General features: G+C 64.6%; 21 protein-coding genes. 14 read left to right on the top strand and 7 right to left on the bottom strand.

The genetic code is table 11. From position 1 onward, the window contains the following. Positions 1-10 precede the first annotated feature (10 nt). The 7 genes from ACHFB9_RS09515 to hpnD all read left to right on the top strand — a co-directional run bounded on the left by ACHFB9_RS09515 (position 11) and on the right by hpnD (position 7,497). Entirely contained in the window at positions 11-2,419 is a 2,409-nt protein-coding gene (locus ACHFB9_RS09515) for a hypothetical protein (protein ID WP_417066702.1), read from the top strand. Beyond that, complete coding sequence (locus tag ACHFB9_RS09510; RefSeq protein WP_417066701.1) at positions 2,416-3,591, top strand: PcfJ domain-containing protein; 1,176 nt, start codon at positions 2,416-2,418, stop codon at positions 3,589-3,591. The genes ACHFB9_RS09515 and ACHFB9_RS09510 overlap by 4 nt, the downstream gene beginning before the upstream one ends. Next, on the top strand, positions 3,588-4,259 hold the full coding sequence (locus ACHFB9_RS09505) for a DUF1266 domain-containing protein (protein ID WP_417066700.1): 672 nt from the start codon (positions 3,588-3,590) through the stop codon (positions 4,257-4,259). Before ACHFB9_RS09510 ends, ACHFB9_RS09505 begins: the two co-directional genes overlap by 4 nt. Positions 4,260-4,280: 21 nt before the next feature. Next, complete coding sequence (locus tag ACHFB9_RS09500; RefSeq protein WP_417066699.1) at positions 4,281-4,568, top strand: hypothetical protein; 288 nt, start codon at positions 4,281-4,283, stop codon at positions 4,566-4,568. 212 nt (positions 4,569-4,780) lie between these two features. Next, positions 4,781-5,794 carry an IS110 family transposase gene (locus tag ACHFB9_RS09495; RefSeq protein ID WP_417066698.1) on the top strand — a complete coding sequence of 338 codons (1,014 nt, stop codon included), beginning with the start codon at positions 4,781-4,783 and terminating at the stop codon, positions 5,792-5,794. Between the two features lie 57 nt (positions 5,795-5,851). Continuing rightward, positions 5,852-6,667: a squalene synthase HpnC gene (hpnC, locus tag ACHFB9_RS09490; protein WP_417066697.1), complete on the top strand. Its 816-nt coding sequence runs from the start codon at positions 5,852-5,854 to the stop codon at positions 6,665-6,667. Further along, positions 6,664-7,497, top strand: a complete 834-nt coding sequence (hpnD, locus tag ACHFB9_RS09485; RefSeq protein WP_417066696.1) for a presqualene diphosphate synthase HpnD — start codon at positions 6,664-6,666, stop codon at positions 7,495-7,497. Before hpnC ends, hpnD begins: the two co-directional genes overlap by 4 nt. Before the next feature lie 365 nt (positions 7,498-7,862). Here the strand turns inward: hpnD and ACHFB9_RS09480 are convergent, their stop codons facing one another. Beyond that, positions 7,863-9,134, bottom strand: a complete 1,272-nt coding sequence (locus ACHFB9_RS09480) for an Hsp70 family protein (RefSeq protein WP_417066695.1) — start codon at positions 9,132-9,134, stop codon at positions 7,863-7,865. A 40-nt stretch (positions 9,135-9,174) separates the two neighbouring features. Continuing rightward, positions 9,175-9,828, bottom strand: coding sequence for a hypothetical protein (locus ACHFB9_RS09475; RefSeq protein ID WP_417066694.1), 654 nt, complete (start codon positions 9,826-9,828; stop codon positions 9,175-9,177). Positions 9,829-9,935: 107 nt separating this feature from the next. Here ACHFB9_RS09475 and kynB point away from each other — a divergent pair, with 107 nt between their 5' ends. The 3 genes from kynB to rocF all read left to right on the top strand — a co-directional run bounded on the left by kynB (position 9,936) and on the right by rocF (position 12,514). Continuing rightward, positions 9,936-10,580, top strand: a complete 645-nt coding sequence (gene kynB, locus ACHFB9_RS09470; RefSeq protein WP_417066693.1) for an arylformamidase — start codon at positions 9,936-9,938, stop codon at positions 10,578-10,580. Between the two features lie 103 nt (positions 10,581-10,683). Further along, positions 10,684-11,418 (top strand): substrate-binding periplasmic protein, encoded by a 735-nt coding sequence (locus tag ACHFB9_RS09465; protein ID WP_417066692.1) that lies wholly within the window; start codon positions 10,684-10,686, stop codon positions 11,416-11,418. Positions 11,419-11,593: 175 nt separating this feature from the next. After that, a complete protein-coding gene (gene rocF, locus ACHFB9_RS09460) occupies positions 11,594-12,514 on the top strand; it encodes an arginase (protein ID WP_417066691.1) in 921 nt (306 codons plus the stop codon). A gap of 10 nt (positions 12,515-12,524) precedes the next feature. Here the strand turns inward: rocF and ACHFB9_RS09455 are convergent, their stop codons facing one another. Further along, positions 12,525-14,183, bottom strand: a complete 1,659-nt coding sequence (locus tag ACHFB9_RS09455) for a glycoside hydrolase family 13 protein (protein WP_417066690.1) — start codon at positions 14,181-14,183, stop codon at positions 12,525-12,527. A 60-nt stretch (positions 14,184-14,243) separates the two neighbouring features. Between ACHFB9_RS09455 and ACHFB9_RS09450 the strand changes: the two genes are divergently transcribed. After that, positions 14,244-15,716 (top strand): NAD(P)H-hydrate dehydratase, encoded by a 1,473-nt coding sequence (locus tag ACHFB9_RS09450; RefSeq protein WP_417066689.1) that lies wholly within the window; start codon positions 14,244-14,246, stop codon positions 15,714-15,716. Between the two features lie 83 nt (positions 15,717-15,799). Beyond that, positions 15,800-16,648 (top strand): carboxylating nicotinate-nucleotide diphosphorylase, encoded by an 849-nt coding sequence (nadC, locus tag ACHFB9_RS09445; protein ID WP_417066688.1) that lies wholly within the window; start codon positions 15,800-15,802, stop codon positions 16,646-16,648. A 62-nt stretch (positions 16,649-16,710) separates the two neighbouring features. On the opposite strand, the gene thrC is transcribed toward nadC, so the two are convergent. The 4 genes from thrC to ACHFB9_RS09425 are packed head-to-tail and all read right to left on the bottom strand — an operon-like array spanning position 16,711 to position 21,178. After that, positions 16,711-18,144: a threonine synthase gene (gene thrC / locus ACHFB9_RS09440; protein WP_417066687.1), complete on the bottom strand. Its 1,434-nt coding sequence runs from the start codon at positions 18,142-18,144 to the stop codon at positions 16,711-16,713. 10 nt (positions 18,145-18,154) lie between these two features. After that, positions 18,155-19,468, bottom strand: coding sequence for a homoserine dehydrogenase (locus ACHFB9_RS09435; protein WP_417066686.1), 1,314 nt, complete (start codon positions 19,466-19,468; stop codon positions 18,155-18,157). Continuing rightward, a complete protein-coding gene (locus tag ACHFB9_RS09430; protein WP_417066685.1) occupies positions 19,465-19,920 on the bottom strand; it encodes a GNAT family N-acetyltransferase in 456 nt (151 codons plus the stop codon). Before ACHFB9_RS09430 ends, ACHFB9_RS09435 begins: the two co-directional genes overlap by 4 nt. Further along, positions 19,910-21,178 carry a pyridoxal phosphate-dependent aminotransferase gene (locus ACHFB9_RS09425; RefSeq protein ID WP_417071363.1) on the bottom strand — a complete coding sequence of 423 codons (1,269 nt, stop codon included), beginning with the start codon at positions 21,176-21,178 and terminating at the stop codon, positions 19,910-19,912. The genes ACHFB9_RS09430 and ACHFB9_RS09425 overlap by 11 nt, the downstream gene beginning before the upstream one ends. Before the next feature lie 109 nt (positions 21,179-21,287). On the opposite strand from ACHFB9_RS09425, the gene ACHFB9_RS09420 reads away from it, so the two are divergent. Next, a complete protein-coding gene (locus ACHFB9_RS09420; RefSeq protein ID WP_417066684.1) occupies positions 21,288-21,662 on the top strand; it encodes an Mth938-like domain-containing protein in 375 nt (124 codons plus the stop codon). Positions 21,663-21,722: 60 nt separating this feature from the next. After that, positions 21,723-22,172, top strand: coding sequence for a peroxiredoxin (locus ACHFB9_RS09415; RefSeq protein WP_417066683.1), 450 nt, complete (start codon positions 21,723-21,725; stop codon positions 22,170-22,172). The last annotated feature ends 24 nt before the right edge of the window (positions 22,173-22,196 follow it).

The raw sequence follows: 22,196 nt of genomic DNA, 5'->3' as shown, positions 1-22,196 counted from the left end.
CGGAGCTTTTATGTCAGTGGAAAACACCTTGTACGGCAGTCAGCTTGAAGCATTCATAGACCGCGTAGAAGCCGATCTGGAAGAAGCAGGGTCTGCTGTTGCCGTCAATCTGCGGGAGCGTTTGCAGGCCCAGGCGCTGCGCGCGGATTCGCTTTCGCTGATTGCCCGGCTTTGCTCACTCTGGCTGCGTGCGGACGATGCCAGCGCGGCCAGCGCCGTACTCGAGCATGACGGAGCGAAACTCCTTGAGGCCAGCAATCCTGCCGAGCGGGCTTCTTTGGCCATGAATCTGGCCATCTATCGCCTGCAGCTCGGCGGTATACGCGAAGACGAGAAGACTTGCCTGGAAGCTTTGGCGCAAATGCAGGATTTGCTTGCCCAGCTCCCGGAAGGCCTGACCGAATACCGCACTCTGGATGTGCTGGATAGCGTCGAACACCAAAGTCTCGATCTGGCCTTGGCAGTGATCGAATTCCGTCGCAAGCTCGATGAAGCCATCCCCGAGCGCTCGCGCCTTCGCGCCTGGGACAGTGTCATCGAGCACCAGCGCCGTGCCTTGGCCTATCGCCGCGCGAAAAGGCTTGAGGATGCGCGCAACGAAGCACTCGCGGCCGTCTCCGCCCTCGAATCCTTGCCCGCAGACCAGGCCATTGGCCAGGATGACTGGCTTGGTTTTGCCAACACGCTGATCGAGATCGCTCCGGAAGCGCTGCCCTCGTTCAGCCAGCCGGTGATGCAACTCACCCGCGATTTGCCCATCGCCCAGCGGCGCGAATACGAGGTCAGGTTGGCCCGACTCAAGGCGCGTGCGTTGCATGCCCAAGGAGATCTTGCCGGCGCCATCGCTGCCTGTGCTGCCGCCCGCTACAGCCTTTCCTCCGACGGCGGCGACGATTTCGTCGAATACGAAGTGCCATGGCTGGTCGAGGCCGGGCGCAGCGATGAGGCCGGAAGACGGGCCTTTGCGCATATCTATCAAAGCGAAACGCAGCTGGACCCCGCGATTGGGCGCATTGTGCATGAACGCCTGGCCGCTGCCGACGACACCTCGTTCTGGTGGCCGGCCTGCGTGCTGCGCGCCAGTACCTATCATGAGACCTTGCACGCGTTGATCTCCGCCGCCCCGGTGCCGTTTGAACAACTGCCGGCGTTTTCGTCGGTACACAGCGCCTTGTTCGATGCGCTGAAGAGCATCCCGCCAGGTCAGCGCGAAGAACCCAGCTACGCCGAGATGGAAGGCGATATCGAGCAGCTCGATACCCCCGAATGGCAAGCCGCTTGCGACAGGATTCTGCAGTCGGCCCGTGCCCTGTGCGAAACGCGCAGCCCCGGCAATCCGTGGATTACCCGTATTGCCGCCTATGCCGACAGGGATGCCGGGCGCATCGATACCCCGACCCTGGTTGCGCAATTTGACCAGGCCATCAAGGCGGGCGACATGCGGGACAACCGCAGCATCAACGGCGCTTTCTTCGCCCTGGCCGGCGCCAAGGGGATACTCGAGGCCCTGCGCCAACCGATCCCGGACATGCCCAGCGGGCTATGGAGCTACAATTTCGTCGTCGATGCCGAAGACAATATCGAAGAACAGATCGAGCAATTGAGCGATGCAGAGCAGCAAGAGGCAAAAACGCTGCTGCACAATTTGAAGCGCACGGTCTACGAGCGCGGTATTGCTCACATGGAGCGCTATTTCAACACCGGTATTGGCCATCCCTACGATGCCTGCGCGCATCTGTACTCGATGATGTGCAACAACCTGGGCATTGTTTACTATCACGAATCGCGTTACGACGAGTCGATCGACCTGCACTGGCGCGGTATCGCCGCCAGCTCCTTCGCCGAGCATTACGACGGGATTTTCATGTGCAAATGGATGCAGGAAGATCATGCCGGCATCGTCAAGGCGGCTGAAGATCTTTGGCTGTATGCCATGGAGTATGGATATGGCCGGCACAAACCCAACAGAGACATCCCGGTCATCCTCCGGTCGCTCGGCCGACTGGATCGTCACGACGAGAAGACCATCTGGCTGGAACGGCTCATCCAGTGGCAGCGCGAGAACGGAGAAGACGAAACCAATCTCAGCCACGACGCTCTGGAAGCGCGCGTCGATTCCGCGGTTTATCTGGGTGCCAGCTTCCCCAATGAGGCCATTGCGCTCTGGAAGGGGGTCGAGGCCCAGGTGCGTGCCTCGAATGATTATGACCTGCTGCACAATTCCGGCTCGGGAGCTTATAACCGCGACGATTTCGAGCTGGCCATCGAATTGTTTACCGCATCGCTCAAATGCAACCCGCGGGAAACCGAGGAACAGGAAGAATCCGCCAACTTCGTCACGGAAACCATAGAAAAAGCCAAGCAAAAGCTGGCCGACGCGAGGAAATCCGGAAAACGTTTCTGGCAGTTCTGGAAGTGACTGCGACCAAGCCCGCGTATGCGGGACGCAATGCGCTCAATGCCGCCGAACTGCGCAGCGTCATCGACGCGCGCAGTGCGGTGCGTGGTGACCCTCAGGCCATTCGCGCCTGGCTGCTGAATCATTTCTGGCGCCACTGGGTAGCGAATTTCGAGCCAGCCCAGCCGATCGCCACGCTTGAGGACGCCCAGCGGCTTATGCCGGGCGCAAGCTTGCCCGATTGGCTGTTCAAGCGCCTTGAAGCCCCGCAAGCCTGTGACAGCGCACCGCTGGTTTGGCTCGACCCGGCGGAGCCCGCCGCTCTTCTTCTCGAAGCGCGGCTGGTCGAGTTTCTGTCATCGCGGCAAGGCACCTCGCTCGACGGCAAGCTCGCGCGGATCAACTGCCCGCAGGCGCTGTCGCTGTGGGAAAAAGAACACGACCAGATGCAGGCCCGCCTCGACCGAGGCTGGCGTCAGAGCGATGAAAGGGCGTTGCGCACTCTTCTGGAAGTGCCGGAAGGGCGGTTTGTCGAGTTCCTGGCCGATAGCCCGTTGCTGCGCGCCGAAATGGCTTACGAGAGCTATCTGATGCGGCATTGTGTGGGTCAGTTCTCCAACCGCAAGGCGCTGACCGGTGGCTATGGCGAGCAATATGCCCAGGCGATCGAGCAAGGCAAGCTGCGCATCATCAGTCTGCGCGACAGAAACGGGCAGCCGCACATCACGATCAGCCTGACCATGCGTGGCAACGCTGCGCCGCGGGTTGATCAGGTCAAGGGGAAGCAGAACCGCCCGCCGATCAGCCGCTATGTCGACGCCTTGATCCGTGTCCTCAATCTGATCGGCACGGATATGGAAACCCCCAACGATTGCCTGAACATCGGCATCGTCCGCACCGAAACAGGCTGGCAACGTCTCGAGGAAATCGCCGATCCGCTGGTGCAAGCGCGATTTGTCTCACGCTATCCCCATACCTTTTCAATGCTGCGCTCGCCCGGCGCGCTGGCGCAATGGATCACCGCAGCGCGTCAGCCGGCGGTGCTGGACGGGCAGGATCTTGGCTCTGCGGCCTTGCGCTATGCCTTGCGGGGGCGCCCGGAGACAGAATCACCGCCGCGTTTCTTCACCAACGATGTTCCCTGGCCCGGCTATGAGCCAGATAGCGGCAGCGCCGCCCCGGAGGCCGCATGATCTGGACTCTGCTCTATATCGCAGTCGGGCTTTATATCCTGCTGCGCATCGGCACCATGTTTTGGAATTTTGTCAACAACAGCACATATCCCTATCGCAAGCACTGGGCTTTGGCAGTGGCAGCGCCCATGACCGACGCCCAAGGGCTGGAGGGCTTTAGCAGCCCGGATAGCGTCGATCTGGCGGACACCTGCCAACAGACTCTGCGCGCCGGCTTGCTGCACTATCTGGAATTGTCCCCCGCCAGCTCGAATGAAGACGCGATCCGCCACCTGAGCAGAAACTTTGAGGCCAGCTGGTATCGGGCCGATCTGCATTCCCTCAATGCCGATGACGATCCCCGTGCGGCCATCGCCTTCGCCTGTGTCCGGCTGGCTTTTTTCTCCCGGGTTTTGATGCTGATGAAATGGATAGAGCCCGATCTTGCCTGGCGGGTGCTGCTGTTGAACGCCCAGCGGGCGCGAGAATGTTTCAATAGTTGGGAAGATTTCGGTCAGGCTTACCTCGCCGGACGGCGCCAATGGCTGGCGCGCTTTCGCGCCGACCCGCTGAGTTGCGATCTGGAAGAAGCCAGCGTAAGGGCATTTACCCATCGAACCGGCGCATGGTCATTCCTGCCCTGGTCCGGCGAAGCTCCCTTTGATCCGCAGCCCGGAAAGACGGCATGACAGAATAGCCCGGCCATCACAATGCGATTCGCCCGGATAGGAAACCAGGGTCTGCCCCCCGGGGTCTCGCTGGACGAGATGCAGCAAGAAATTGCGCAGAAGGACGAATCGCTCGAAGTGCCGCACGCCCAGCGCCGACCGATGGCGGAAGAGCTCACAAGCTACGTCGCCCAGGCCGCCGATCGCGCCTCTCGCAACGCCGCGATCGCACGCGCCTATGCGAGCGGCGACTACTCAATGCAGGCCATCGCAGACGCCTTCGGCCTTCACTATTCCACCGTCAGCCGAGCAGTCTCAGGTCAAAAATGATCGAATGCAAGACCTCGTATCTCTCAGAAGACAGCGGGAGTAATGTTGTCAATGGGCAGTCCGGGCGGGCTGACACCGGCAAGACTTTGGGTGTTTGAGCTCGTGGGTCAGATAGGTGCGCCCGCCCGTTTTCGTTCAGCGCAGGAGTCTGAACGGTAACTTGGGTCGCAGCGATCCGCTGCACAGAACCCGCATACGAGGAAGGTCACGCGATGAACACCGAGTATTCGTTTTTCGTTGGGATCGACGTATCAAAACGCAAGCTTGATCTGGCTTTGCTGCATGAAGGGAAAGTCCGCTCCAAAGTCATCGAGAACTCGCCCCGTGGGTATGCCGATCTTCAAGACTGGCTTGCCGCTCATGGTGCGGCGCCGGCACACACCCACCTCTGCCTTGAGGCAACCGGCCCCTATGGAGAAGGTGTTGCCACCGCGTTAGCCGATGCACACTGGCCTGTGAGCGTCGTCAATCTTGCGCGCATCAAGGGTTTTGCGCAAAGCGAGCTGGCGCGAAACAAGAATGATCGAGCCGATGCTGCGCTGCTGGCTCGCTTCTGTGCCGCGCTCAACCCGGTGTTGTGGCAAGCGCCTTCGGTGCAGTGGCGGGCGCTGCGCGCCAAGGTCGAACGCCTGCAGGTACTCAAGGAAATGCACCAGCAGGAGAGCAACCGACTCGAAGCCCATCAGGCGAGCCAGGAGGTGCTACAGGCCAAGAGCGTCAGTGAGCACTTGGCTTGGCTGGACGAGAAAATTGCTGCACTTGAGAGCGACATCGACGATCACATCGATCGGCATCCCGAGTTGAAACAGGATGCAGAACTGATCGAAAGCATCCCGGGGATCGCGCGTACCACGGCAGCAAAAGTGCTGGCTTACCTGGGCGATGTGCGCCGCTTCCATTCGGCCAAGGCGCTTGCCGCCTATGTCGGGGTCTGCCCACGAGAGCGCGTGTCGGGAAGCTCCGTGCGCGGGCGTACGATGATCAGCCGCGCGGGGAATGCCTCGATTCGACGTGCGCTCTACATGCCGGGCATGGTGGCCTTACGCTACAACCCCATCCTGAAGACCTTTGGCGAACGGCTGCTCGCTTCCGGCCATGCGCCCAAGGCGGTGATCGGCGCGGCAATGAGAAAACTGGTGCACATGATCTACGGCATCGTGCGCACCGGAGTGCCATTCAGGGCAGATTTCTGCTCACCGAAACTTGATTTTCAAGACGGTATCTGACCCCAGGGGGCCCTCAAGCACCGGTTCGTCCCGCCAAGCCGCTATACTCGCTCCCCCATGCCGGTCGAACATTACGAGAACTTCCCCGTCGCCTCGCTGCTGATCCCGCGCGACTTGCGCCCCGCGGTCGAGGCGCTCTATGCGTTTGCGCGCAGCGCCGACGACATCGCCGACGAGGGCGGCGCGCAGGACGCCGAGCGCCTCTCCGGCCTCGCGCACTATCAGGCCCAGCTCGATGCGATCGAGCGCGGTAAAGTGCCCGAGGGCGAGCTCTTCCTGCGCCTCGCCGCGGTCGTCAAGCGCCACGCGCTGCCGGTTGCGCTGCTGCACGATCTGCTCGACGCTTTCGCCCAGGACGTCGTCAAGAAGCGCTATGCGGATTTCACCGAGCTGCAGGACTACTGCCGGCGCTCGGCGAACCCGGTCGGCCGGCTGATGCTGAGGATCTTCGGCTGCGCCAGCGCCGGGAACGATGCCCGGTCGGACGCGATCTGCACGAGCCTGCAGCTGATCAATTTCTGGCAGGACGTCGCTGTCGATCTCGACAAGGGCCGGATCTATCTGCCCGAAGAGGACAGGCGCCGTTTCGGCGTCACCGAAGAAGCGCTCTTCACCCGGCACTGCGACGAGGCCTTCCGGGCGCTGATGCGCTTCGAGATCGGGCGGACGCGTGCGATGATGCTCGAAGGGGCTGCGCTCGCACCTTCCCTGCCCGGGCGCTTCGGCTGGGAGATCCGGCTCGTCGTTCAGGGCGGCTTGCGCATCCTCGAGAAGATCGAGGCTGCCGGCTTTGATGCCCTGAACCAGCGTCCCCAACTTGTCCGCAGCGACTGGCCCCTGCTCGCGCTGCGCGCCGCACGGATGAAGCGATGACCCCCGACGAATATTGCCAACAGAAGGCCGCGGCGAGCGGCTCGTCCTTCTACTACAGCTTTCTGTTCCTGCCCGCCCCGCGGCGGCGCGCGATCACCGCGCTCTATGCGTTCTGCCGCGAGATCGACGACGTCGTCGACGAGTGCCCCGATCCGCAGATCGCGGCGGCCAAGCTCGGCTGGTGGCGTCAGGAACTCGCGAGGGTCTATGCGGGATCGCCCGAGCACCCGGTCGGCCAGGCGCTCGCCTCCGTCGTCAAGGCCTTCGGCCTGCCGCAGTCAGAGCTTGCCGAGATCGTCGACGGCATGGAGATGGATCTGACGCAGTCGCGCTATCTCGACTTCAAGGGCCTGGAGCTCTACTGCCACCGGGTCGCCGGCGTCGTCGGCCTGCTCGCGGCCAGGATCTTCGGCTATTCGAACGAGAGGACGCGCGAGTATGCGCACGAGCTCGGTCTTGCCTTCCAGCTGACCAACATCGTCCGCGATGTCGGCGAGGACGCGCTGCGCGGCCGGATCTATCTGCCGATCGAGGATCTGCAGCGTTTCAATGTGCCGGCGCACGAGATCCTGGCGCGACGCGAGTCTGAGGCCTTCCGCGCGCTGATCGAATTCGAGATCGGGCGGGCCGAAGAAGCCTATCAGCGCGCCTTCGCGCTGCTGCCGGCTGAGGACAGGAAGAGCCAGAAACCGGGCCTGATCATGGCCGCGATCTACCGGACCCTGCTCGTCGAGATCCGCGCCGACGGCTGCAAGGTGCTGACCCAGCGCACCTCGCTGCCGACGCCCCGCAAGCTGTGGCTGGCCGCGAAGACCGCGCTCTTCGGCTGAGTAAAGCCAAAACCCTTTTTTCACGCAGAGGCGCGGAGAAAGTCAAAAGCATTCCTCACGCAGAGCCACAGGGACCGCAGAGGAAGAGCAAAGTCAAAGCCATTCCCATTGTTTGTGACTGAGCAGTCGACAAGGGACGGCTCTGAAGAGTTTGGTTTTCTCTGCAATTCTGCGAGGACGGACCGCTTTGTACGTCGGTCCGTCTGCAGCGGCGCGCAGCGGCATTCCACCGATTCAAGGCTTGTCGCGGAGGTTTTCCCTTCTCTGTGGGCTCTGCGGCTCTGCGTGAGACCGATTTGCCTTGTCCGGAGCGGCGGCTTGCCCTGCGGGCGAATCCGCCCTACATGGGTTCTCGGTTTCCGGAATCAGCCGTAGCGGCGCGCGGCTTCGACCGCGAGGCCCGAGCCGATGCTGCCGAACAAATCCCCTTCGACCGCTTTCGCGCCGGGCAGCAGCGCCGCGACGCGCGAGCGCAGCAGCGGCACGCCGCTGGAGCCGCCGGTGAAGAACACCGTGTCGATGCGCTCTCGGGCGATGCCGGCATCACTGAGCATGCCGCTGACCGACTCGACGATCTGGCCGACCAGGCCGTCGATAGCCCGGTCGAAATCGTCCCGGCTCACTTCGTGGCTCAAGGTCGAGGCTTCGCGGGTGATCCGCTCGAGGTCAAGCAGCGTGCTCGGCGCCGACGACACCGCAATCTTCGCTTCCTCAACCTGCAGCGCGAGCCAGTGCCCGTCGCGCTGGCTGACAAGGTTCAGCAGCCTGTCCAGCTTGTCGCGTTCGGCCGCGTCGCGGTAGATGTCCTGCATCTCGTTCCAGGCCTGGCGCGTGTAGCAGAAGTTGATCGTGTGCCAGGTCGCGAGGTTGAAGAAGTGGCTGGACGGGATCTCGGTTCCGTTCTTCTTCTTGGTCCGGTAGCCCAGCATCGGCATCACCGCGGCGAGGCTCAGCGCCTTGTCGAAGTCGGTACCACCGATGTGCACACCGGCGTTGGCGAGCAGGTCGTCCTGGCGCTCGGTGAGCCTGGCGCGCTCGGGCGAGAGCCTGACCAGCGAGAAGTCCGACGTGCCGCCGCCGATATCGACGATCAGCACCAGTTCTTCGCGCGCGAGCTCCTGCTCGTAGTGGAAAGCCGCCGCGATCGGCTCGAACTGGAAGCTCACATCGCGAAAGCCGACCGCGTGCGCGATCTCGCCCAGGGTCTGCTCGGCCGTCGCGTCGGCCTCACGATCACCGTCGACGAAATGGACGGGCCGGCCGAACACGGCCTGATCGAAGGTGCGCCCCGCAGCAGCTTCGCCGCGCCGCTTGAGCTCCGCGATGTACTGGCGCAGCAGATCGCGAAAAGGCAGCAGCCGGCCCAGAACTTCGGTGTGGCTATCGATCAGGCTGGAACCGAGCAGGCTTTTGAGCGAGCGCATCAGCCGCCCTTCATAGCCTTCCAGGTACTCGGCGAGCGCGGCGCGACCGAAACAGACGCTGTCCTCATCGGCGTTGAAGAACACGGCCGAAGGCAGGCCGGGCTTGCCCGCTTCAAGCGGCAGCAGCGTTGAAGCGCCGGGACGCAGCCAGGCGACGGTCGAATTCGAGGTACCAAAGTCAATGCCGCAGGCGCGGGCGGGAGCCGATGACATGAAACGTCCGTAAGCGATCGGGGGGCGCGGATGCTACCCGCTAAGGCTCTTCGCGTCCAGTCCGATCGGTTTCGAGTTCGAGCAGGAGCTCGATCTCGAGCGCCTGAGGGCGAAGGGCGGGCGGAACGGGAGCCTTCTCGACCGCCCGGTTCAGGCGGGCGATCAGCCAACGCTCGGTCTCCCCGGGACAGTCCGATTCGGCGAGGCTCAGCGCGGCGAGCCGCCCACCGGCCAAATAACGCATCCGCGCGACGGCGCGGCAGCTCACCGCCGTTTCCGGCGGCGGCCCGCCCAAGGCCAGCGCGAGCGAAATCCTCAAACCGCGCAGCGCGCCCTGCTGCTCTGGGCTCAAGGGCAGTTCAACGGGAGAGCTCTGCGCAAGCTCGGGCCGTGACGAGGCCAGACTGACTAACGGCTCGCTCGCGCGCCGTCTCTTCGGTCGGGGACGCGGCGTGACGCGGCCAGGCTTTGCGGGAACTGCCTGGGGCCGGGTGAGCGCAGGCGCAGCGCTGATCCGCGAATCCGCGACTGGGGCCGTGACTGGGCGCAGAAGCAGCCGGGCGCGAAGTCTCACCTGGGCCGCGCCTACCGGCGCCTCGGGGGCCGGGATCGCCAGCAACAGGATTGCGTGCAGCAGAATCGACGCGAGCACGGCCCTGAACAGACCCGCTTCGTGCTCGCGCAGCATCGACAAGCCTCGCACATTTCCATCCCGGGTTCCGCAAGCCTTCGCTGCGCGGCGACGCTTCCAGCGCAACTCCGATCGCCGTATTCTTGACCACTCCCCTTCCGGACAAAACCATGAGCCGCACGCGTCCAATCATAGACATTTCGCCGGAGATTTCGCCCGACACCCTGGTCTTTCCCGGCGATGCGCCCTACCAGCAACAATGGGGCGCGCGGATAGGCGAAGCGAGCCCGGTCAATACCTCGACGCTGATGCTCTCCCCGCACACCGGGGCCCACGCCGACGCGCCGCTGCACTTCGACCCGGCAGGAGAGGCGATCGGCGCCGTGGCGCTCGCGCCCTATATCGGCCACTGCCGCGTACTCCACGCCTTCGATGCCGGTCCCCTGGTCTTTCCCGATCACCTGCAAGGCCGGCTGGAGGATCTGCCGCCGCGCATCCTGATCCGCACTGCGGTCGCGACACGCCGGGATCGCTGGGATCCGTGCTTCAGCGCTCTGGCGCCGGAGACGGTAGACGCTTTGCACCGGGCGGGCGTGCAGCTGATCGGCATCGACACGCCCTCGGTCGATCCGGCCGACGACGCCGATCTGCTCAGCCACCTGCGCATCGGCCGCTACCGGATGGCCTTGCTCGAAAACCTGCTGCTCGACGGGGTCGAGTGCGGGGACTACGAGCTGATCGCGCTGCCGCTGCGCCTGACGCTCGCCGAGGCGAGCCCGGTCAGGGCGATCCTCAGGCCGTGGCCGCGGAGCTGATCGGGAACAGTGCGGGAAATCATGCCAGCGAGTAAGATGCGCCCGCGCTGTCCGCGCTGAGCGGACTCGCCCCCTTCCTAGCTGACCCATTGCCTGACTGACGATGCGCCTTCTTGCCGCTTTGCTGGTGTTCTGGCTCTCCGCTTCGGCCCATGCCGAGGAGCGAATCATTCGCCTCGCCGCAATCGAGTGGCAACCCTATGCGAGTGCTTCGGTCGCCCAATCCGGATCGGTCAGCGCAACCCTGAAGCTCGCCTTCGCCGCGGTCGGCCACACGCTGCAGATCGAGTTCATGCCGCGCCGCCAGGCCCTGCGTCAGGCGGCTCACGGTAAGCTGCGCGGCTATTTTCCGCAGGTCTACTCCCCCTCTCTCGACCGCCAGTGGCTGCTCTCCGAGACCGTCGGGGCAAGCGCGCTGGGCTTCGCGCAGAGATCAGACCGCTCGATCTACTGGAGCACGCTCGACGATCTGGAGCATCTGCGGCTCGGAGTCGTCCAGGACGACGTCAACACCGAGCGCTTGGACCAGAGAATCGAACAGGGAAGCATCAAGGCCGAAAAGCTCCCCGATGAAGTCGCACTGCTCAAGCGCCTGGGGCACGGCCCGCTGGATCTGGCCGCGATCGACTCTCTGGTCTTCGCCCACCTGGTCAGCAACGATCCCCGGCTCGCCGCGCTGCGCGGCCAGCTCGTGATGAATCCGCGCCTGCTGGAGCAGCGCAGCCTGCACGTGGCCTTTCGCCGCGATGCCGAAGGACGGCGACAGGCCGCTTTGCTAGCCGAAGGGCTCAAGCGCATCGGTTTCAACGCACCGGTCATCACGAGCTTCACCCCGTAAGCGATCCGCCAAGCGCCGGGTCTTCCCTTGCTGGTGGGCACCGGTGCCCCGGTGCGCTCAAAACCCTCGCAAACGCGCTAGAGTTCAGCCCTCGCGCCGTCCTCACGAAGGGCGACAGCACCTGGACTGGCGGGCCGACATGGCGTGCCGCGCAAACGAACAAGGAGTTGGCTTCATGCAGCAGACCCGCGTCAGCCTGATCGGCGCCCCGACCGACATCGGAGCCGGAGTCCGGGGTTCTTCAATGGGACCGGAGGCGCTTCGTGTCGCGAACATCGTCGATGCGCTGAGGGCGCGAGGTGTCGAAGTCGAGGACAGGGGCAACCTCTCCGGCCCCAGCAATCCGGTCCTGCCCCCCGAGGACGGCTACCGTCACCTCGAAGAGGTCACGCAGTGGAATGAGGCCGTCCATACCGCCGTACACCGCGAGCTCGGTCGCGGCCGCTTTCCGATGCTGCTGGGCGGCGACCATTCGCTGGCCTTGGGTTCGATCTCGGCCGTCGCCCGCCACTGCCGCGAGCGCGGCAAGAGCCTGCGCATCCTCTGGCTCGACGCCCATGCCGACTTCAACACCCGCAAGATCACGCCCAGCGGCAATATCCACGGCATGCCGGTCGCCTGCCTGTGCGGGCTGGGCCCGGATCCGCTGATCCGGATAGGCGGACACACTCCGGCGATAGACCCCTCCTGGATCCGCCAGATCGGCATCCGCAGCGTCGATGAAGGCGAGAAGAGGCTCGTCCACGAGATGAAGCTCGATGTCTTCGACATGCGCTATATCGACGAACACGGCATGCGCCAGACGATGGATCGGGCCCTGGCCGGGATGGACGAGAATACCCACCTTCACGTCAGCTTCGATGTCGACTTTCTCGACCCCGAGATCGCGCCCGGAGTCGGAACGACGGTGCGCGGTGGGCCGAACTACCGCGAAGCCCAGCTGTGCATGGAGATGATCGCCGACACCGCCCGCCTCGCCTCGCTCGATGTCGTCGAGCTGAACCCCGCGCTCGACCACCGCAACCGCACGGCGAACCTGGCCGTGGATCTGATCGAGAGCCTGTTCGGCAAATCGACGCTGATGCGCTCAGAGTAGGCAAGCGGAATCAGCCGAGCTTCCAGATCGCCGCTTCCCAGGGGCGAAGCGAAGCCGGATCCGCCGGCGCCGGGTAGTTGCCGATCAGCGGCGAGAGCGCGCCGGCGAGACCGGCGGGCAGCGCGAAACCGGCTTCCCGCTCGCCAAAGTTCAGCGCAACCAGAAATGAGCCTGTTTCGTGCTCGCGCAGATAGGCGAAGACCCGCGGGTTCTCTTCGTCGACGGGCGCGTAGCGGCCATGGATCAGCCCGGGGTGAGCCTGGCGCACCGCGATCAGCCGGCGCAGATAGTGGAGGATCGAGTTGGGATCCTCCCGCGCGGCCTCGACGTTGATCCCGTGCCAGTCGGGATTGAGCGCTATCCACGGCGTGCCGGTCGTGAAACCGGCGTTGGGCTCGGCGCTCCACTGCATCGGCGTGCGGCTGTTGTCGCGGCTCATCCTGTGCAGGGCCGCGAGGATTTCGGCATCGCTCTCCCCGCTGGCCCTGGCCTCCTCGGCATGAGCGAGGCTCTCGATGTCGCGGTAGTCGTCGATCGACGCGAACGGGCAGTTCTTCATGCCAATCTCTTCGCCCTGATAGAGGAAGGGCGTGCCCTGAAGGCTCAGGTTCAGCGTCAGCAACAGCTTCGCGGACTCCTCGCGCCAGATGCCGTCGTCGCCGAAACGCGAGACCGAGCGCGGCTGATCGTGGTTCATCAGATAGAGGCTGTTCCAGCCGCGCCCGTCCAGCGCCGTCTGCCAGCGCCCCAGCGAGCGCTTGAGCGCGAGCAGATCCAGCGGCTTCGTCTGCCACTTGCTGCCCATCTGGTCGAGACCGACGTGCTCGAACTGGAAAATCATGTCCAGCTCGCTACGCTCGGGCGACGTGAAGAGCACCGCGTCATCGGGCTGGGCGCCCGGGCACTCGCCGACCGTCATCACCTCCCGTCCCGCGAACACTTCGCGGCGCATCTGGACCAGCCATTCATGCGCGTCAGTGCGGTTCATGAAGGCTTCACCCGGCGGCGAAGCTCCCGGCTCGGGGTCGCCATCGAGCCAGGCGGGATCCTTCGCGATCATGTTGATCACGTCCATCCGGAAGCCATCGACGCCCAGGTCGAGCCACTGGCGCATCATCGCGAACACCGCTTCGCGAAGAGCCGGTGAGCGCCAATTCAGATCCGGCTGCCAGCGCGAGAAAAGCCCCAGGTAGTACTCTCCGCTCGCTTCGTCGAAGTGCCAGGCCGATCCGCCGAAGACGGCGCGCCAGCTGTTCGGCGGGCCACCGGCCCCGGCGGGCGGCCGCCACAGATACCAGTCGCGCTTGGCCGAATCGCGCTTGCGCGATTCGCAGAACCACGGGTGCTCGTTCGAGCTGTGGTTGACGACGAGATCCATGACGAGGCGCATGCCGCGCGCGTGCAGGCCGTCACGCAGCGCCCGCCAGTCGTCCAGCGTCCCGAACTCGGGCGCGATCGCGAGGTAGTCGCTGACGTCGTAGCCGTTGTCGTGATTGGGCGAGCGGTAAACCGGGTTGATCCAGACGATCGTGACGCCGAGCCATTGCAGATGGTCGAGCCGGCTGATCAGACCGGGAAGGTCGCCAATTCCGTCGCCATTGCCATCCATGAAGCTGCGCGGATAGACCTGATAGACGATACCCTCTCTCCACCACTGTCGCTGCATCATCGTGCGTCTCCTTGTCTGCGACGATCGCACTAGAATCGCGTTTTGCGAAGGAAAACGGTCATGTCCGAGCCCATCCACTGCATCGAGGCGATACGCGCGATCGAAGCGCATTATCTTCCCGGAGCGCAGCCCACGCTGATGGAGCGCGCCGGACGAGCTGCTGCGGACTGGGCGCTGGAGCTGCTGCCCGGGCGCAGCGGGCCGATTCTGGTTGCCGTCGGCCCTGGCAACAACGGCGGTGATGCGCTGGTCGCAGCCCGCCATCTGAAAGCGGCCGGGCGCGAGGTGGTCTGCGCGCTGGCCGGCGATCCGCAGCGCTTCCCCGCCGATGCCGCGGCAGCGTGGCAGGCCTGGCGCGATGCGGGGGGTGAGAGCGTGACAAAGCTGCCCGAGCGCGCCTGGGCGCTCGCGATCGACGGCCTGTTCGGGATCGGCCTGAAGAGGCCACCGGAAGGGCTGCCGCTCGAATGGATAGACCGGCTTGGCCGCCTCGACTGCCCCGTCCTTGCGCTGGATCTGCCCAGCGGTCTCGATGCGGACTCGGGGCAAGTTCTCGGGCGCGCGGTCCGCGCGAGCCATACGCTGACTTTCATCGGGCTCAAACCGGGCCTCTTGACGCTCGACGGCCCCGATCACTGCGGCGAGATCCGCATCGCCGACCTGGGCCTTCCCGCCTGGCCCTCGCCCGGGCAACGGATCTCGGTCGAGGACTTTCGCGGCGAACTCAAACCCCGGCCGAGGAACTCGCACAAGGGCGACTGGGGAGAGGTCGGGATCCTCGGCGGCGCGCCGGGAATGCTCGGCGCGGCCTGGCTCGCCGGCCGTGCGGCGCTCGCCCTCGGCGCCGGACGGGTCTATGTCGGCGCTCTGGACGAGAGCGCACCGGCGCTCGATCCGCTCCACCCCGAGCTGATGATGGTCAGCGCCGAAGAGGTCGCCGGGCACGCGAGCGTGCTCGCCGTCGGTCCCGGGCTGGGCAGGAGCGAGACCGCGCTGCGGCTTCTGCGCGCGGCGCTGGATTTTCAGGGTCCTCTGCTGCTCGACGCCGACGCGCTGAATCTCCTCGGCAGCGATCCACAGCTCGAACAAGGCGTGCGCGCGCGCACCCGCCCGACGATTCTGACGCCCCACCCCGCCGAGGCGGCGAGGCTGCTGCAGCAGAGCACCCGCGAGGTTCAGAACGACCGGCTCAAAGCCTGCCGCGCGCTGGCCGCCCGCTACCGCTGCGAGGTGGTCCTGAAGGGCTGCGGCAGCATTCTCGCCAGCCCGGATGGCGCCTGGGCGATCAACACGAGTGGCCACCCCGGCATGGGCGCGGCGGGCATGGGCGATGTGCTGAGCGGCCTCGTCGCGAGCCTGCTCGCCCAGGGCTGGGAGGCTCGCCAGGCGCTGCACGGCGGAGTCCATCTGCATGGCGCGGCGGCCGACGCGTGCAGCGCGGCCGGTTGCGGGCCGATCGGGCTCTCGGCCAGCGAGCTGATCGGCTCGGCGCGCGCGACCTATAACCGGTGGCTCCTCCGCTCCAACGCGTAAGCGCCCCGGCGAGTGCGGCGAAACAGCGGTCAGCGTTATACTTCCCGGCTCGGCGCTCGCGCTCCGGAACTACGAGGCAAGACATGAATTACGACGAACAACTCCGCGTGGAGATCCAGCGCAACGTCGCCGCGGCGCTGGCCGAAGACATCGGCACCGGCGATCTGACCGCGCGGCTGATCGATGCCGAACGCGATGCCCGAGGCCAGGTCATCACCCGCGAGGCGGCCGTGCTGTGCGGCTCGGCGTGGTTCGCCGCGACCTTCTCCGCGCTCGACCCGCAGAGCACGATCGTCTGGCACGCGAAGGACGGCGACCCGCTCAAGGCGGGACAGCCGATCTGCGACATCGTCGCGAATGCGCGGGTGCTGCTGACCGCCGAGCGCACCGCGCTGAACTTCCTGCAGCTGCTGTCCTCGACCGCGACTCGCACGCGAAGCTACGTCAAGGCGGTGGCGGGCACGAAAGCGAAGATCGTCGATACCCGCAAGACGCTTCCCGGGCTTCGCCTGGCCCAGAAATACGCAGTCTCGGTCGGCGGCGGAACCAACCACCGGATCGGCCTCTACGATGGAATCCTGATCAAGGAAAACCACATCATGGCCGCCGGCGGAATCACCGCGGCGCTGGCGAAGGCGCGCGCGATCGCGCACGGCGATGTATTCATCGAAGTCGAGGTCGAAACCCTCGATCAGCTGCGCGAAGCGCTCGCCGCCAACGCCGAGATGATCCTGCTCGACAACATGACCCATGCCGAGATGGCCGAAGCGGTGATGATCAACGCCGGCCGCGCCCAGCTCGAAGCGAGCGGCGGCGTCGGTTTCGAGCAGCTCAGGGCAATCGCCGATCTGGGCGTGGACCGGATCTCGATCGGCAAGCTGACCAAGGACGTCCAGGCGGTCGACCTGTCGCTGCGCCATTTCGAACGCTGAGGCGAGCTCCACCAAAGAAGAAAGGGCGCTCTCGGGCGCCCTTTCCTATGGCAAAGCGTGGTTCAGAGCCCCTCGCCCGCCTCGATCAGGCCGCGGACCACGGCGACGTCGGCGTCTATGACTTCGACCGCTTGCGGCAGCGATTCGATGTCGGCATAGGCGGCGGGACGTTCGGGTGCGCGCCCCAGAGCCTCCTCTATCGTCTCCTCGAACTTGGCCGGCAGCGCGGTCTCCAGCACGATCATCGGCACCTCGGCGTCGCGCTTCTCCAGCGCGACTTTCAGGCCGTCGGCCGTGTGCGGGTCGATCGTGACACCGTACTTTGCGTCGGCCAGACGGATCGTCGCCAGGCGGTCGGCATGGGTGCTGCGCCCCGACTCGAAGCCGAAGTTCCCGATCCGCGCGAAATAGGTCGTACCGGCCAGGTCGAATGCACCGCCCGAGTCGACCTGCTGCCACAGTCCGCGCAGCACTCCGGCATCCCGCCCGACCAGGTCGAAGACGAAGCGTTCGAAGTTCGACGCTTTCGAGATGTCCATCGATGGGCTCGAGGTCGCGTGGGTTTCGGCGGTCTTGCGCGGCCGGTACAGCCCGGTGCGGAAGAACTCGTCGAGCACGTCGTTCTCGTTGGTCGCCAGAACCAGTTTCGCGATCGGCAGGCCCATCTGGCGCGCAATGTGGCCGGCGCAGATGTTGCCGAAGTTGCCCGAAGGCACGGCGAAGGAGACGCGCTCGTCCGAGCGCGTCGTCGCCGCGAAATAGGCCTTGAAGTAATAGACGACCTGAGCGCAGACGCGCGCCCAGTTGATCGAGTTGACGGTACCGATCGCGTGGCGGCGCTTGAACTCGAGGTCGTTCGAGACCGCCTTGACGATGTCCTGCGCGTCGTCGAACATGCCGCGCACCGCGATGTTGTGGATGTTCGCGTCCTGCAGCGAGTACATCTGCGCGCGCTGGAAGGGGCTCATCTTACCCCAGGGCGAGAGCATGTAGACGCTGACCCCCTTCTTGCCGCGCATCGCGTACTCGGCCGCCGAACCGGTGTCGCCCGAGGTCGCGCCGAGGATGTTCAGTGAAGCGCCGGTCTTCGCGAGCGCGTACTCGAACAGGTTGCCGAGCAGCTGCATCGCCATGTCCTTGAACGCGAGCGTCGGCCCGTTGGACAGTTCGAGCAGATGAAGGCCCGGTTCGAGCGTGCGCAGCGGCGTGATCTCGGCCGAGCGGGAAGTCTCTCGCCCATTGCAGTAGACCTCGGCCGTATAGGTGCGCCCGACGATCGCGCGCAGATCCTCGGCCGGGATGTCGTCGGCAAAGCGCGACAGCACCGCGAAGGCGAGCTCCGCGTAGCTCGCGCCGCGCAGGCCTTCGAGTTCATCGATCGAGAACTGCGGATAGGCTTCGGGCAGCGCGAGGCCGCCGTCCTCCATCAGCCCGCCGAGCAGGATTTCGAGGAAGGAGCGGGGGGCGGCCTGGCCGCGGGTGGAGATGTAACGCATCCTGTCCTCCTCAGTTGTCCAGACCTTCGACGCGGATCCGCGTCACGGCCGCAGCGACGGTCGGCAGCTTCTCGATCAGCGCGATCGCTTGCTGCATGTTCCGCTCCAGAACGAGGTTGGAGAGCAGGATGATGCTGGTCCGGTCGCTCCCTTCCTTGGGCTGCTTCTGGATCATCGCCTTGATCGAGATCGAGTGATCGGCCAGGATCCGGGTCACGTCGGCCAGCACGCCGGGGCGGTCGAGCACGTCGATGCGCAGATAGAACGAGGTTTCGACATCGCCGATGTCGAGCACGGGCAGCTCGACCAGCTGATCGGCCTGGAAGGCGAGGTGCGGAACCCGGTGTTCGGGGTCGGACGTGTGCATCCGGGTCACATCGACGAGGTCGGCAACAACCGCGCTCGCGGTCGGCTCGGCGCCGGCGCCGCGCCCGTAGTACAGCGTATGGCCGACCGCATCGCCCTTGACCAGCACCGCGTTCATGACGCCATCGACGTTGGCGATCAGACGGCGCTCGGGGATCAGCGTCGGGTGCACGCGCTGTTCAAGACCGCGCGCGGTGCGCCGGGCGATGCCCAGCAGCTTGATCCGGTAGCCAAGTTCTTCCGCATAGGCGATGTCCTCGCGGGCGAGCCGGGAGATGCCTTCAATGTAGGTCTTCTCGAACTGGATCGGCACGCCGAAAGCGATCGCGCTCATGATCGTCAGCTTGTGCGCGGCGTCCACCCCTTCGACGTCGAAAGTCGGATCCGCCTCCGCATAACCGAGCTTTTGCGCTTCGCCGAGCACGGCCTCGAAGGACAGGCCCTTGTCGCGCATCTCGGTCAGGATGAAGTTGGTCGTGCCGTTGATGATGCCGGCCAGCCATTCGATGCGGTTCGCGGTCAGCCCTTCGCGCAGCGCCTTGATGATCGGGATGCCGCCGCCGACGGCTGCCTCGAACGCGACCATGACGCCCTTGCGGCTCGCCGCGGCAAAGATCTCGTTGCCATGCAGGGCCAGCAGCGCCTTGTTGGCCGTCACGACGTGTTTGCCGTTCTCGATCGCGGCCAGGATCAGTTCCTTCGCGACGCCGTAGCCGCCGATCAGCTCGATGACGATATCGATCTCGGGGTCACGGACCAGCTCGAACGCATCGGCCGTGATCCTGGCGCGGTCGCCGACGATGCTGCGCGCGAGTTCGACGTTGCGATCAGCGACGGTGGTAATCCGGATCGGGCGCCCTGCACGACGGGTGATTTCTTCCTGATTGCGCGACAGGACGGTGAAAGTGCCACCGCCGACTGTGCCGATTCCTAGCAGACCAACGTTGATCGGTTTCATGAGAGCTGTTTCTTGAAATTGAAAGAGGTGATGACAAAGCCTTCGCGGAAATAGAAGCGATGGGCGCGCGTGCGTTGCGTCCCGGAATCCAGCGTGATCGAGCCGGCTCCCAGCGTGCGTGCTTCCTGCTCCAGCCAGGTGACCAGCTTGTGGCCTGCACCCAGGGAGCGCGACGCCTCGTCGATGACGAGATCGTCCACGTAGAACTTCAGACCACTGAAGGTGTCCGCAAAAACCCTCCAGACAGCCAGGCCGAGCACCTTCTGCGCGTCCGTGAGAACCACCATCCGCCCTCCTCCGGCGAAGACCCGCTCCATCGCGAAGCGGTAATCGTCGGGAAGCTGGGGGCGAAGCTGGCGATGCACGGACTCGGCGGCAAGCAGCCATTCTCCGGCAATGACCGACCCCGAAGAGTCGGTAACGGGGATCAGTTTACCCGTTTCAGCGCCCATTACGCTTACGATATTGTTCAAGGAAGCGCGCAATGCGTGTGATCGCCTCGCGCAAGCTCTCCTCGTGCGGCAGAAAGACGACGCGAAAGTGGTCGTGGTGGGGCCAGTTGAAGCCCGTCCCCTGGACCAGCAGCACCCGTTCGGCTTCGAGCAGTTCGAGAATGAACTGCTGGTCGTTCTGAATCGGGTAGATCTTCGGATCCAGCCTCGGGAAAAGATAGAGCGAAGCTTTGGGCTTGACGCAGCTCACCCCTGGAATGTCACCCAGCAACTGGCAGGCCAGATCGCGCTGGCGGGTGAGCCGCCCGGTCGGGGCCACCAGATCCTGGATGCTCTGATAGCCGCCCAGCGCGGTCTGGATCGCGAGCTGGCCCGGAGTGTTCGAGCACAGCCGCATCGAGGCGAGCATGTTGAGCCCCTCGATGTAGTCGGCCGCGCCCTTCTTGGCGCCCGACACGACCATCCATCCGGCCCGGTAGCCGCAGGAGCGGTAGTTCTTCGACAGGCCGTTGAAGGTGACGAAGAGCACGTCGTCGGCGAGCGAAGCGAGGCTCACATGCTCATTGCCGTCGTAGAGCGTCTTGTCGTAGATCTCGTCGGCGAACACGATCAGCTGGTGCTGGCGGGCCAGTTCGACGATCTGTTCGAGCACTTCGCGCGGATACAGCGCTCCGGTCGGGTTGTTCGGATTGATCACGACGATCGCCTTCGTGTTCGACGTGATCTTGCGGCGCATGTCGGCGATGTCGGGCATCCAGTCGGACTGCTCGTCGCAGAGGTAATGGACCGGGCTGCCCCCCGACAGCGACACCGCGGCCGTGTAGAGCGGATAGTCAGGGGCGGGAATCAGCACCTCATCGCCGTTGTTGAGCAGCGCGTTCATCGCCATCACGATCAGCTCGGAGGCACCGTTGCCGATGTAGATGTCCTCGATCGTGACGCCGGAGATCTTCTTCTGCTGCGTGTAGTGCATGATCGACTTGCGCGGTGCGAAGAGACCCTTCGAATCCGTGTAGCCGCCCGCATCGGGCAGGTTGCGGATCATGTCCTGGACGATCTCTTCGGGAGGATCGAAGCCGAAGACCGCGAGATTGCCGATGTTGAGCTTCAGGATCTTCTGCCCGTCCTCTTCCATCTTGCGGGCACGGTCGAGGACGGGGCCGCGGATGTCGTAGCAGACGTGAGCGAGCTTGGCCGACTTGCGAACCACCCGGGGAGGCGCCGGATCCTGCTCTTCGTTTGCTTCCACCGCTGACATTTCCTCGCTCATCCTGTCCTCCTCGCTTCGCCCGACCCGGGCCGGGTCGCTGCGCAAAAGTTTATAATCCTAGCCAAGCCCACTGATGGCCGCAAACCGGCGGCAAGCCATGAAACTGCTGCTTGAACAGAATCCAGGCCTCGAACTCATCTCCGCCCAGGGGCCGGGCTACGTCGAAATCAACGGCAGGCGCTACGAAAATTCCCTCATCGTGCTCCCCGACCGCGTTCTCGATGACTGGCGCGTCACGGATTTCGCCAGCCTTGCCGCCGCCAACTGCACGCGTCTGGCCGAACTCGGCGCCGCGATCACGCTGATCGGAACCGGAGAGCGCCAGCGCTTTCCCTCCCCCGCGCTGCTGCGCGGGCTGATCGAAGCCGGGCGGGGTTTCGAGATCATGGACACCGCCGCGGCCTGCCGCACCTACAATATCCTCGCCAGCGAAGGTCGCGATGTCTGCGCGGCGCTGCTCATCGAGCACTGATATTGCGGCAGCTCATCGCCCCGAGTTACGCTCGGTGCGTTCAAGACGTCGGAGCAAGCCATGCAAGCCGCAGCAGAACTCGAACTGAGCGCAACCGGCGAGCGCAGCATCCGCCTCGCGGATCTGCAGCCGCACATCGTCGTGCTCTATTTCTACCCGAAAGACAATACGCCCGGCTGCACGCTCGAGGGTGAAGACTTTCGCCGGCTGCACGATGAATTTGCCCGGCACAACGCAATCGTGCTGGGCGTCTCGCGCGACTCTCTGCGCTCGCACGAGAACTTCAAGTGCAAGAAGGACTTCCCCTTCGAACTGATCTCGGATGCCGACGAAAAGCTCTGCGAGGCTTTCGGTGTCATCAAACTGAAGAACATGTACGGCAAACAGGTTCGCGGCATCGAGCGCAGCACTTTCGTGCTCGATGCTTCCGGCCACGTCTGCCACGAATGGCGGGGCGTCAAGGTTCCTGGGCACGCCCAGGCCGTCCTCGACTTCGTCAAGACTCTCTGATCGTCTCAACCTCGGGAACCGCTT

The sequence above is a fragment of the Niveibacterium terrae genome, assembly GCF_048213115.1.
In the GTDB taxonomy this organism is placed as follows: domain Bacteria; phylum Pseudomonadota; class Gammaproteobacteria; order Burkholderiales; family Rhodocyclaceae; genus Niveibacterium; species Niveibacterium terrae.
Note: the sequence above shows the minus strand (reverse complement) of the source record. Positions and strands in the feature narration are given on the sequence as shown.